Below are 13458 nucleotides of genomic sequence, written 5' to 3'. Positions count from 1 at the left end.
GACACAGCATTGTGCTGTGTCCGATTTTTCTGCAAATTAGCGTATTAACAGGTAAATATTCTCTTCACCGCGCACAATATTCAGTGCAATTACCGCCGGTTTCGCATCAAGGGCTTTGCGCAACTGAGTAATATCCTGAACCCGGACACGGTTTACAGCAATAATCACATCATCTTTCTGCAAACCAGATTGCGCTGCAGGTGAGCCTTTGGTCACGCTCTCAACTTTGATGCCCTTACTGCCCCCTTTTATTTCCCCATTGCTCAGGGATGCACCCTGCAATGATGGCGATAAGGTTTCTGCGCTAGTTGACGTTGGGCTGCTGTTTTCCAGGGTTACGGTGACTTCAAGCGGTTTCCCATCGCGCAGCATGCCAACTTTAATGGCTTTACCTGGCCCCGTGGTGCCCACTTTGGCCCGCAACTCAGCAAAGCTACTGATGGGTTTCCCATCAACAGAAACCAACACATCACCGGCTTTGATGCCTGCTTTAGATGCGGCTGATTTTGGTAGCACTTCACTGACAAAAGCACCACGCTGAGCATCAATATTAAAGGCTTTGGCCATGTCAGCGGTCATTTCGCTGCCACGAATGCCCAATAGCCCGCGCTTCACTTCGCCAAACTCAATCAATTGTTGGCTGAGGTTTTGCGCCATGTTACTTGGAATAGCAAAGCCGATACCGATGTTGCCGCCACCTGGGGCCAGAATTGCGGTGTTAATCCCAATCAATTCACCATTGAGGTTAACTAGCGCGCCGCCAGAGTTACCACGGTTGATGGAGGCGTCGGTCTGGATAAAGTTTTCCAACCCTTCCAAATTCAAGCCACTACGACCCAAGGCTGAAATAATCCCCGATGTTGCTGTTTGCCCCAGACCAAATGGATTACCGACAGCAACGGCAAAATCACCCACTCGCAGGTTATCGGAATCGGCCATTTTAATCGCGGTCAGATTTTTGGCATCGGTTAACTGCAATAACGCGATATCGGTTTGTTCATCACGTCCTAGCAGCTTCGCATCATATTCACGACCATCATTGAGCTGAACGCGAATTTTATCCGCATTATTGATAACGTGGTTGTTTGTCAGCACATAGCCTTTTTCGGCATTAATGATAACACCCGACCCTAACCCCTCGAATGGACGGCTGCTTTCTTTACCGGCGGGTGCATTCGGGCCAAAGAAGAATTTGAATTCTTCTGGCAAACGTTGCTGTTGTGCCTGTGTTCCTGACACATGAACACTGACTACCGCGGGCAAAACTTTTTCCAACATCGGTGCCAGGCTAGGGACTGCCTGCCCGGCTACTGCCGCTGGGAGAGCTGCTGCGTTCACCATTGGAACAGACGCGAGACCTAAGCCGACACTCAATGCCAGCGCACTAAGAAATAATGACTTTTTCTTCATTGATTTAAACTCTCTCAATACCTAACGGTGAATGAATAGGATGGATGGCTGTTACAGGCCCGTTGTAAATTAAGACTCTGGATTAGCTAAAAAATTCACTTATTTCAAAAGGCTACTGCTGTCCTAAATATAAGCATCCTAAGATATGGCTTGATATAAGGCTCGCTATGAAGCAATTCAAGGAGAGGTAAGTATAGAAGTGTAAATGTACTGACCACGGTAATGTGAGATACACCCCACCGTAGTCAGTATGATAGCTAAACGTGTGCTTAATCGCGGGTCTGATGCTCCGGGCGTAATAACCCCGATGCGCCTTCAGAGTAATCCCGAGGTGGCATTTTTACCGGTGCCTGATCATTATCTGCTTCAGATTCAGTCAGACGGTAGCGGAACGGGTTATCTTGCAGTGGCAAGTCCGGTAATAAGTTATTGGAGCTTTTCGCCATATGTTGGTAGAGCTGGCGATAGTCGCGAGCCATATTATCCAACAACTCAGCACTGCGGGCAAAATGCCCAACCAGTTCCTGACGGTATTCTTCCAAATCAGTTTTGCTTTTCTCCAGCTCATTTTGCAGCACTTGCTGCTGACGCAATTTGCGGTTGCCAAAGCGCATAGCCACCGCGCCAATCACGATACCAACAACCAACCCAATAAGCGCATACTCCCAGGTCATGATGACTCCTTTTTTGACTTCATTGTTCAGCAGGACTTTTTCACTTAATAATACCCACTATAACCGTTAACCTTGTCGGAGTGGAATCCTGATGCAACTTTGCTTATGGTTATCAGGCTTTCTTCGCAGTGGCAGTGTCGGTAAATGCGGCGATTGCCCGATAAATCAGCAACAAAGTCGCGCAAAAAGTAGATAACTATTTTATCAGGGATTGTTGATAAACATGCAACCAAGTACACCTACAGCACTTTACCAGCAGGCACTTGATGCTGGCGACTACCAACCTGATGAGGTACAACGGCGTGCTGTAGCACGGTTGGATAGGCTTTATCAGGAACTAAATCAACGCCAGAGTATAGCGCCGACCAGCACGAGTCTGCGCGGGCGGCTGAACCGTTTGATTGGGCGAGCTGTACCCCGGACCCCCATACGACCCGCCCAGGGGCTATATATGTGGGGCGGTGTTGGGCGGGGTAAAACCTGGCTGATGGATCTGTTTTTCCACAGCTTGCCGGGTGAGCGCAAGCTGCGACTGCATTTCCATCGTTGTATGCTACGGGTACATCAAGAACTGACTGAGCTGCAAGGTCATGAAAATCCGCTGGAGATTATTGCCGACGGTTTCAAAGCGCAGACTGATGTGCTGTGCTTTGATGAGTTTTTTGTCTCGGATATTACTGATGCCATGTTACTGGCGACATTGCTGGAGGCACTCTTTGCCAGAGGTATCACGTTGGTTACCACCTCCAATATTCCACCGGATAATTTGTATCATAACGGTTTACAGCGTGCCCGCTTCTTGCCAGCCATTGAATTGATTAAACAGTATTGTGATGTGATGAATGTCGATGCGGGGATTGATTACCGCCTGCGGACCCTGACTCAGGCAAATCTTTATCTGACGCCCTTGAATCCACAAACTGAACAGGCGATGGACGATATTTTTGTCAAACTGGCCGGTAAAGAGGGGGACCAAGCGCCGATACTGGAAGTAAATCATCGGCCATTGCCTGCTATTTGTTCAGCACAGGGTGTTCTGGCGGTAGATTTCCATACATTGTGTGAAGAAGCCCGCAGCCAGTTGGATTACATTGCGCTATCCAAACTCTATCACACGGTATTACTGCACAACGTCCACCGCATGGAGACGCGAGATGAGAATACGGCCAGGCGTTTTCTGGCACTCGTGGATGAGTTTTATGAACGGCGGGTAAAATTGATTATTGCGGCAGAAGTATCAATGTTCGATATTTATTGCGGTGAGCGCCTTAAATTCGAATATCAACGCTGTTTATCGCGGTTACAAGAGATGCAAAGTGAAGAGTATCTCTCTTTACCGCATCTGCCATAGGGATAATCTGCACGACCGTTATTCACTTCTGACCCGCTAAAATGCTATTCTGTGGTGGGCGATTTTCCTTCGCCCTAACTTAACATGTTTAATTTATACCTTTCTCGTCAAAAACAGTTCGATTTTTAACGTCGACTTCTCTATAATCTTGCGACCCCACGTTACAACAAAGTTTTTTTCCCAAAAACTTTGATAGTGCCGGCATTGGCTATTCGAAGGGGTAGGTTTGCTGGACTGATGGTCGTGTGAGCCTCAACTGTTTTTGAACGTTTGGGTGTTCACCAACGTGTAACTTATTAATTGGGTAAGCTTTTATAATGAAAACTTTCACAGCGAAACCAGAAACTGTAAAACGTGACTGGTATGTTGTTGACGCGAACGGTAAGACCTTAGGTCGCCTCGCTACTGAACTGGCTAGTCGCCTACGCGGCAAGCACAAGGCGGAATACACCCCGCACGTTGATACTGGTGATTACATCATCGTTCTGAACGCAGAAAAAGTTGCTGTAACCGGTAACAAGCGTACAGACAAGATTTATTACCGTCATACCGGCTACGTCGGTGGTATCAAACAAGCGACCTTTGAAGAGATGATTGCCCGCAGTCCTGAGCGTGTGATTGAAATCGCGGTTAAAGGCATGCTGCCGAAGGGTCCGCTGGGCCGTGCAATGTTTCGTAAACTTAAAGTTTACGCAGGTACTGAGCACAATCATGCGGCGCAGCAACCGCAAGTTCTGGACATTTAATCGGGATTATGGCAATGGCTGAAAATCAATACTACGGCACTGGTCGCCGCAAAAGTTCTGCTGCACGCGTTTTTCTTAAGCCGGGTAGCGGTAATATCGTTATTAACCAACGTAGCATCGAAGAGTACTTCGGTCGTGAAACTGGCCGTATGGTTGTTATGCAACCGCTCGTACTGCTAGATATGGTTAGCAAGTTTGACATGTACATCACTGTTAAAGGTGGTGGTATTTCTGGTCAAGCTGGTGCTATCCGTCACGGTATTACCCGTGCACTGATGGAATATGACGAGACTCTGCGCCCAGAACTGCGTAAAGCTGGCTTCGTAACGCGTGATGCGCGTGAAGTTGAGCGTAAGAAAGTGGGTCTGCGTAAAGCACGTCGCCGTCCACAGTTCTCCAAACGTTAATTTTTTGCCTTTATGGCATCAGATTAATGGCAAAAACCCGGTGTCTCACCGGGTTTTTTTATGCCTGAAAAACCACTTTCCATAGCATCACATATTATATTTTCGTTGCTAAACCGTTGTCGGATAGACAATTAATCACGAAATCGCAGCACCATCCCCACAAAACATGCAAAATCTGGTAAACTATCACCCACTTTTGTGCCTGTTCGGCGAACTGTTGGCGTCCGTGTATCTCCCTGGCTGAATAACTATCTCGACCAAGGCTTATTTACGGCAACAGCTGTCGAGATGACGAACCGGCGGTAAAACGACTCAGGATAGCAACCTAACCGTGGGCTATTCGCACTGTTTTCTAGATAATCTTGGAGGTTTTCATGGCTGTCGCTGCCAACAAACGTTCGGTAATGACGCTGTTTTCCGGCCCGACCGACATTTTTAGCCATCAAGTACGTATCGTACTGGCGGAGAAAGGTGTCAGTGTTGAGATTGAGCAGGTTGAAGCTGGTAATCTGCCGCAGGACCTGATTGACCTCAATCCCTACCAGACCGTTCCTACTTTGGTTGATCGCGAGTTAACATTGTATGAATCCCGTATCATCATGGAGTATTTGGATGAGCGTTTCCCTCATCCTCCATTGATGCCGGTATACCCTGTTGCACGTGGTAGCAGTCGTTTGATGATGAATCGCATCGAGAAAGACTGGTATTCCCTGATGCATAAGATCGAACAAGGTAATGCTCAGGAAGCTGAAGCAGCCCGCAAGCAGCTACGTGAAGCTCTGTTGTCTATCGCGCCGGTATTTAATGAAATGCCTTTCTTTATGAGCGAAGAATTCAGCTTGGTTGATTGCTATCTGGCTCCGCTGCTGTGGCGTTTACCTGTCTTAGGTATCGAGTTAACCGGTGCTGGCTCTAAAGAGTTGAAGGGTTATATGACACGTGTGTTTGAGCGTGATGCGTTCCTGGCTTCCCTGACTGAAGCTGAACGTGAAATGCACCTGAAAACCCGAGGTTAACTGTTATGGAGATGTCGGATATGTCTCCGCGCCGTCCCTATCTGTTGCGCGCATTTTACGAGTGGTTGATTGATAATCAACTGACTCCGCATCTGGTTGTGGATGTCACCCGGCCGGGTGTTTCGGTGCCGATGGAATTTGCCCGTGATGGGCAGATTGTATTGAATGTAGCACCGCGTGCCGTGGGTAATTTGGAGCTGGGTAACGAGGGTGTAAGTTTCAATGCCCGTTTCGGTGGCGTTCCTCGTCAAGTTACCGTGCCGATGGCTGCGGTAATGGCTATCTATGCGCGTGAAAACGGCTCTGGCACTATGTTTGAGCCTGAAGAAGCTTACGATTCTGATGCTGATGGCAATTTTGAGGCTTTCACAGAGGAAGGCAGCGAGACGGCACCGGCTGAGAACCTGACATTAGTCACTGGTGATACTCAGGTATCACAGGACGATAGTCATTCCCCGGATGATGAGCCACCAAAACCGCCACGTAGCGGTGGTCGCCCAGCATTACGGGTTGTTAAGTAACGAACAACACTGTTCTCTTGCACCAAGCGTTACCATACCCAATAAGGGCGGCATTAGCCGCCCTTATTATTTCTGCCAAATAACCAATAATTAAGACAGTTTTTTCAACTCAGCCAGACAACTATCACGTTGACTCATCATATCGCTATTTCTGATAGTCGATAAGGTATGAGATGCGCGCTGTTGGAAGCTGGCTTTGGCTGCACTGTCTTTGACATCTGCCGGTGCGGTACAAATATCTGATACTGTCAGTGTTTTACTGTCGCTCACCGCTTTTAGTACTGCGGCCGGGTTATAAATCAGTGCAGAAGAGAGTGCCGATTTCACCCCAGCAGTGAAATTCGCATTACCGGCATCGACCAGTTTAGGGGCCATGGCAATCCAGTTGTCATCACCCAGCTTAATATTATTTTCTACCGCAGGCAGTTGCCCCGCTTTTGCCAGCTCGGCTACCACAGCGCGCGCGCCACGCGCCTCAATATTATAACCAACTTCTTGATAATTCAAAGACATAGCCAATGCGCTGCTGCTGATCGCCAGCAAGCCGCCAGCAATAAAAAGTAAGTGAGATTTCATAACAGATAATCCTTTATTTAAAACAAGGCGTAATAATAAGGCTAGCCATGGGGTCAGGCCAAAAAACATAGATACAGAAAGTATAAGTACGGAAAGCATAAACCTATCGGAGCTCGGCCTTTACTATAGCGCTTCAGCTATAAATTGCTGCAAATAAGGTGGTTGAGATTGTTACAAAATCTTGAGTTGAAGTGGATGTGCGTGGAAAAAAAGCAGTAAAAAGGGCTGGATAACCAGCCCTCTAGTGTTAAGTCTATGGCAGGATACTTTTACTGTCAGACTTCCAGATAATTCATGATGCCATCTGCGGCTTTGCGGCCTTCGGCGATGGCTGTCACCACCAGATCAGAGCCACGGACGATATCGCCACCGGCAAAGATTTTCGGGTTACTGGTCTGAAACGCATTATCAGTGCTCTCAGGGGCCACTACGCGGCCCTGCTTATCCAATGCCACGTCATGCGCCGCCAACCACTCCATGCTGTGTGGACGGAAACCAAATGCCATTATCACTGCATCTGCTGGCAGCACATGTTCAGACCCTGGGATCTGCTCAGCCACGCTGCGGCCTTGTGCATCAGGTGCGCCCAGTTGGGTACGAACCATCTTCACACCACAGACGTTGCCGTTGTTGTTAACTTCGATGCTTAATGGTTGCAAGTTGAATTTAAACTCAACTCCTTCCTCACGGGCGTTTTTCACTTCCCGCTTGGAACCTGGCATGTTGACCTCATCACGACGATAGGCGCACACCACATCTGTTGCCCCTTGGCGAATCGATGAACGCACACAGTCCATTGCGGTATCACCGCCGCCCAGCACCACGACACGCTTACCTTCCATATTGATATATGGCTCGTGGACGGTCGCATCAAAGCCCATCAACTGCTTGGTATTGGCAATCAGGTATGGCAGCGCATCATAGACACCCGAGGCATCTTCATTTGCCAGACCACCGCGCATCGATTGGTAAGTACCCACACCGAGGAACACCGCGTCATACTCCTTCAGCAGCGCATCCATGGTGATATCTTTACCGATTTCAGTATTGAGTTGGAATTCGATACCCATCTCGGAGAAGATTTTACGGCGCTTAATCATCACTTCTTTTTCCAGCTTAAAGGCTGGAATACCGAAGGTCAGCAAGCCGCCAATCTCTGGATGGCGGTCAAATACCACGGCTTGTACGCCGTTGCGTGCTAATACGTCGGCACAGGCCAGCCCGGCAGGGCCAGCACCGATCACCGCGACACGTTTACCGGTCGGGTGAACATGCGACATATCAGGCTTCCAGCCCATCTCAATGGCTTTATCGCTGATGTAGCGCTCGATGTTGCCGATAGTCACCGCACCGAATTCGTCGTTCAGGGTACAAGACCCTTCGCACAAACGGTCCTGTGGGCACACACGGCCACACACTTCCGGTAAGCTGTTGGTCTGGTGGGCCAGATCCGCCGCTTCCATGATGCGCCCTTCGTTGGCCAGTTTCAGCCAATTAGGAATGTAGTTATGAACCGGGCACTTCCATTCGCAATAAGGGTTACCACAAGACAGGCAGCGGTCTGCCTGTGCTTTGGCCTGGGTTTCCGAAAACGGCTCGTAAATCTCAACAAATTCAATTTTACGGATCTTCAGCGGCTTTTTTGGCGGATCTACGCGCTGTAGGTCGATAAACTGATAAACATTCTGACTCATTTCAACCCCTTACTGCGCTTGAACCCGCAGCTCGGCTGCGGAACGGCTACGGTGGCCCAACAGTGCTTTCACGTCGCTGGATTTCGGTTTAACCAAAGCAAATTTGGTCACCCACTCTGGCCAGTTAGCCAGAATTTCTTCGCCACGGCTAGAACCGGTCAACTGAACATGCTCAGTGATCAGCCCACGCAGATGCTCTTCATGGATTGCCAATTGATCAACATCCAGGACTTCCACCAGCTCAGGGTTAACACGTTTACGGAATTCACCATCTTCATCAAGAACATAAGCAAAACCGCCGGTCATACCAGCACCGAAGTTAATCCCAGTGCGACCCAGTACGCAGACAATACCACCAGTCATGTATTCACAGCCGTTATCACCGATACCTTCAACAACGGTGATAGCCCCAGAGTTACGCACGGCGAAACGCTCACCTGCACGGCCTGCGGCGAATAATTTGCCGCCAGTCGCGCCATAGAGACAGGTGTTGCCGACAATGCTGGCCTCATGGCTGCGGAAGTTAGAGCCGACAGGAGGGCGCACTGCAATACGGCCACCGGCCATCCCTTTACCGACATAGTCGTTGGCATCACCGGTCAGGGTTAACTCAACGCCACCGGCATTCCAGACACCAAAGCTTTGACCGGCAGTACCGGAGAAATAAGCTTTGATGGGGTCGGTTGCCAGACCTTGATCACCATGTTTAGTGGCAATCGCGCCCGACAGCGCGGCACCTACGGAACGGTCAGTATTACGGATATCGAAGTAGAACGTCTTGCTGTGTTTCGCTTCAATGTGCGGTTCAGCTTGCGACAGTAACTCTTTGTTCAGTATGCCTTTATCGAACGGAGGGTTACTTTCGGTACAATATAGTGCCTTACCCGGATGTGGCGTAGCGGTTTTCAGCATCGGCGACAGGTCCAGTTTATTCTGTTTGGCTGAGATGCCATCCAGCTCCAGCAGCATGTCAGTACGACCAATTAAATCAACCAGTTGGCTTACACCCAACTCAGCCATGATTTCACGGGTTTCCCGCGCGATAAACTGGAAGTAGTTAACCACCCTTTCAGGCAAGCCGTGATAATGGTCACGACGCAGTTTTTCATCCTGAGTTGCTACACCGGTGGCGCAGTTATTCAGGTGGCAAATACGTAAGTATTTACAACCGAGTGCCACCATAGGCCCGGTACCGAAGCCGAAGCTTTCTGCACCCAGAATCGCGGCTTTAACAATATCGACGCCGGTTTTCAAGCCACCATCCACTTGTAGACGGATTTTATGGCGCAGGCCGTTGGCAACCAGCGCTTGTTGCGTTTCAACTAATCCCAGCTCCCACGGGCAACCGGCATATTTCACTGAAGAGAGCGGGCTGGCACCGGTACCACCGTCGTACCCAGCAATGGTAATCAGGTCGGCATAAGCTTTCGCTACACCGGTAGCAATGGTACCCACGCCCGGCTCAGATACCAGTTTCACCGAAATCAAAGCTTTCGGATTGACCTGTTTCAAGTCGAAAATGAGCTGTGCCAGGTCTTCGATTGAGTAAATATCATGGTGCGGTGGTGGGGAGATCAATGTTACTCCCGGTACGGAATAGCGCAGTTTGGCGATATAGGGTGTGACTTTATCACCCGGTAACTGGCCGCCTTCACCCGGTTTTGCACCTTGTGCCACTTTGATCTGGATAACATCGGCATTTACCAGATACGCCGGTGTCACACCGAAACGACCAGAGGCCACCTGCTTAATACGAGAAACTTTATTCGTACCGTAACGGGCTGGATCTTCGCCACCTTCACCGGAGTTAGAGAAGCCACCCAGACTGTTCATGGCGATAGCCAATGATTCATGGGCCTCCGGGCTAAGTGCGCCGATAGACATTGCCGCCGTATCAAAGCGAGTAAACAGTGATTCAGCCGGTTCCACTTGATCCACCGGGATCGGGGTGCCTTGCGGTTTAATGGCTAACAGATCACGCAGTGTGGCAATCGGGCGCTCATTAACCAGCTTGGCATAAACCTGATAATCGCTGTATTCACCACTGTGAACCGCTTTTTGTAAGGTGCTGACCACATCCGGGTTATACGCATGGTATTCGCCGTTGTGAACAAACTTCAATAAACCGCCCTGATCCAACGGCTTGCGTTTCAGCCAGGCACGTTTAGACAGATTTTGCAGATCCTGTTGGAAATCACTGAAGCTAGCTCCACCGATACGACTGACCACGCCCTGGAAACAGAGATTAGACAAATCACGATGCAGGCCAACCGCTTCAAACAGCTTGGCACAGCGGTAAGAGGCCACAGTTGAAATGCCCATTTTGGACATAATTTTGTATAGGCCCTTGTTGATCCCATTACGATAGTTAAGCATCACATCGCGATACTTCTTATCAATCGCTTGGCTATCAACCAATTTAGCCAATGATTCATAAGCTAAATAAGGGTAAATCGCAGTCGCACCAAAACCGAGCAGCACGGCGAAGTGATGCGGGTCGCGGGCACTGGCAGTTTCAACAATAATGTTGGCGTCGCAGCGTAGATTTTTCTCAACCAGGCGGGTCTGGATAGCGCCGACAGCCATTGGTGCGGGTACCGGCAGGCGGTTAGGGGCGATGGCACGATCAGACAGTACCAGCATCACGGCACCGTCACGGACTTTGCGCTCTGCTTCTTCACATAATCTCAGAACTGCTTGTTCCAGGTCAGTTTCGGCAGGGTCAAAGGTCAAATCCACACGATCAGCACGATAATGTTCCCCTTCCAACGTGGTTAACTGTTGGAAATCAGAGAACAACAGGATCGGCGATTTAAAGCTCAGCCGGTGCGCCTGACCTTCTGCTTCGCAGAACACGTTCATTTCACGACCGATACTGGTCGCCAGTGACATAACGTGTGCTTCACGCAGTGGATCGATGGGCGGGTTGGTGACCTGCGCAAATTGCTGGCGGAAGTAATCGTAAATAATACGTGGGCCGCTGGATAGCACCGCAAATGGGGTATCATCGCCCATTGAGCCGGTGGCTTCCTGACCAATTTCACCCAGCACACGGATGACTTGGTCCAGCTCTTCACTGCTGTAACCAAATTGCTTCTGGTAGGTTTCCAGTGTCGAATCATCTAACTGACGGCTGCCCACCTGATCTTCTGGCAGATCTTCGAACGGCACCAGACGCTTAACGTTCTTCTCCATCCACTCTTTATACGGGTGGCGGCTTTTCAGATCGTTATCCGTTTCGGCTGAATGGAGGATCTTACCGCTGCGGGTATCGATCACCATCAGTTCACCGGGGCCGACGCGACCTTTTTCAATCACTTCATCGGGCTGATAATCCCAGATGCCCACTTCAGAAGCACAAGTGATCAGCTTATCTTTGGTGATAACGTAGCGCGCAGGGCGCAAGCCATTACGATCAAGGTTACAAGCGGCATAACGGCCATCTGACATCACAATCCCGGCCGGGCCATCCCACGGCTCCATATGCATGGAGTTGAAGTCAAAGAAGGCGCGCAGGTCGGTATCCATATCTGGGTTGTTCTGCCAGGCCGGTGGCACTAACAGACGCATGGCACGAATCAAGTCCATACCGCCACTGAGGAACAGTTCCAACATGTTATCCAGTGAACTGGAGTCAGAGCCGGTCTCATTGACGAAAGGAGCCGCATCCTGCAAATCCGGGATTAATGGCGTTTTGAATTTATAAGCACGTGCACGCGCCCATTGGCGGTTACCGGCGATGGTATTGATTTCGCCGTTGTGGGCCAGATAACGGAACGGCTGAGCCAGTGGCCAGCGTGGCACGGTATTGGTTGAGAAGCGCTGGTGGAACAGGCAGATTGCCGACTCCATGCGCAAATCAGCCAAATCAAGATAGAAGCGCGGTAGATCCGCAGGCATGCACAAGCCTTTATAGATCGTCACCAGATTAGAGAAACTACATACGTAGAAATCTTTATCTTCTGAAATACGCTTTTCGATACGGCGACGCGCCACAAACAGGCGGCGTTCCATATCACGTGGACGCCAGCCAGCAGGGGCGTTCACAAAAATTTGTTCAATCCGAGGCAGGGAGGAGAGGGCAATTTCACCGAGAACATCCGGGTTGGTCGGCACTTCACGCCAGCCGATAATCGACAGCGTTTCGTTTTGCAATTCTTCTTCTACAATGCGGCGGCTTGCCTTGGCGAGTTCTTCGTCCTGACTGAGAAACATCATGCCTACGGCATAGTTTTTGGCCAAACGCCATCCGCGTTCTTCAGCGACCATCCGGAAAAAACGATCCGGTTTTTGTAACAACAAGCCACAACCGTCGCCGGTCTTGCCATCAGCAAGTATCGCGCCACGGTGTTGCATGCGGGCCAGTGCGTGTATAGCGGTACGCACTACCTTATGGCTAGGTTCGCCTTCTATGTGGGCGATTAGGCCGAAACCACAGTTGTCCCTCTCAAGGGATTTATCGTACAACATATCAGTGAACCTCCCCAGGCTCTGCGAGACTCTCACAAACCGACTCCAGAAGGACATGGTTACATCAGGCGGGGTGGGCTGAGAGCCGCGTATTTCGCGACAAATCTGCTTTTCCGCCCTCCGCCAATGGCCTCTTGTGACGGTTCTCACAAGTGGTATAAGACTTGTTTTAAGAGGGAGTCTTAAATTACTGCATAATTATGACTAGACGTTTGCCCGTCTAGAAAGCTTCCAGCGGACCTCCAACTTAGCGAGAAAGAATACTCAGGTCAAATATAGGCTTAAGATATATCTTTAAGGTAATAAATGGGGTTATCACAATGAAAAATATATATTTATTGGTACTTTTAACCCATCTCATACTCAATGAGATAGGCGTGAAATTGTGAGCTGTCTCACTATAGTGCAATCGACAAATCTCTGCACCATGCTAGTGCTGGCGGGGATGTTAGAATTAAACTCTGCTATTTAAATATTTATTGGTTTATTAAACTATTTTTCACTGAATTGTAATAGAAGCGCTAACAGGTTGGTGGAAATAAGAAAATTTAATCATTGGTCAAGTGATTTTATTTGCATTTATAATGAATGGT

Annotated in this window: 10 protein-coding genes; 5 read left to right on the top strand and 5 right to left on the bottom strand. The window is 49.4% G+C overall.

All coding sequences use genetic code 11. From position 1 onward, the window contains the following. Nucleotides 1-36: 36 nt before the first annotated feature. Nucleotides 37-1410 (bottom strand): serine endoprotease DegQ, encoded by a 1374-nt coding sequence (degQ, locus tag Q2T72_RS19355; RefSeq protein WP_083162284.1) that lies wholly within the window; start codon nucleotides 1408-1410, stop codon nucleotides 37-39. 269 nt (nucleotides 1411-1679) lie between these two features. Beyond that, nucleotides 1680-2084, bottom strand: a complete 405-nt coding sequence (gene zapG, locus Q2T72_RS19350) for a Z-ring associated protein ZapG (RefSeq protein WP_004714934.1) — start codon at nucleotides 2082-2084, stop codon at nucleotides 1680-1682. Between the two features lie 223 nt (nucleotides 2085-2307). Between zapG and zapE the strand changes: the two genes are divergently transcribed. The 5 genes from zapE to sspB all read left to right on the top strand — a co-directional run bounded on the left by zapE (nucleotide 2308) and on the right by sspB (nucleotide 6125). Next, a complete protein-coding gene (gene zapE / locus Q2T72_RS19345) occupies nucleotides 2308-3435 on the top strand; it encodes a cell division protein ZapE (protein WP_083162286.1) in 1128 nt (375 codons plus the stop codon). A gap of 317 nt (nucleotides 3436-3752) precedes the next feature. Continuing rightward, nucleotides 3753-4181 carry a 50S ribosomal protein L13 gene (rplM, locus tag Q2T72_RS19340; protein ID WP_049612536.1) on the top strand — a complete coding sequence of 143 codons (429 nt, stop codon included), beginning with the start codon at nucleotides 3753-3755 and terminating at the stop codon, nucleotides 4179-4181. 14 nt (nucleotides 4182-4195) lie between these two features. Further along, entirely contained in the window at nucleotides 4196-4588 is a 393-nt protein-coding gene (gene rpsI, locus Q2T72_RS19335) for a 30S ribosomal protein S9 (RefSeq protein WP_049612534.1), read from the top strand. 374 nt (nucleotides 4589-4962) lie between these two features. Beyond that, nucleotides 4963-5604 (top strand): stringent starvation protein SspA, encoded by a 642-nt coding sequence (gene sspA / locus Q2T72_RS19330; protein WP_083162288.1) that lies wholly within the window; start codon nucleotides 4963-4965, stop codon nucleotides 5602-5604. Between the two features lie 5 nt (nucleotides 5605-5609). Then, nucleotides 5610-6125, top strand: a complete 516-nt coding sequence (gene sspB / locus Q2T72_RS19325; protein WP_083162290.1) for a ClpXP protease specificity-enhancing factor — start codon at nucleotides 5610-5612, stop codon at nucleotides 6123-6125. Between the two features lie 90 nt (nucleotides 6126-6215). Here sspB and Q2T72_RS19320 read toward each other — a convergent pair whose 3' ends face one another. From Q2T72_RS19320 to gltB, 3 genes are all read right to left on the bottom strand, one after another. After that, entirely contained in the window at nucleotides 6216-6701 is a 486-nt protein-coding gene (locus Q2T72_RS19320; protein WP_083162292.1) for a hypothetical protein, read from the bottom strand. 275 nt (nucleotides 6702-6976) lie between these two features. Next, nucleotides 6977-8395, bottom strand: a complete 1419-nt coding sequence (locus Q2T72_RS19315; RefSeq protein WP_372569695.1) for a glutamate synthase small subunit — start codon at nucleotides 8393-8395, stop codon at nucleotides 6977-6979. Nucleotides 8396-8404: 9 nt separating this feature from the next. Further along, nucleotides 8405-12865 (bottom strand): glutamate synthase large subunit, encoded by a 4461-nt coding sequence (gene gltB / locus Q2T72_RS19310; protein ID WP_083162296.1) that lies wholly within the window; start codon nucleotides 12863-12865, stop codon nucleotides 8405-8407. Nucleotides 12866-13458 lie beyond the last annotated feature (593 nt).

It is taken from the genome of Yersinia sp. 2466 StPb PI, from assembly GCF_041538325.1.
Lineage (GTDB): Bacteria > Pseudomonadota > Gammaproteobacteria > Enterobacterales > Enterobacteriaceae > Yersinia > Yersinia enterocolitica_E.
The sequence above is the reverse complement of the archived record's forward strand: the minus strand, read 5'-3'. Positions and strand labels throughout refer to the sequence as shown.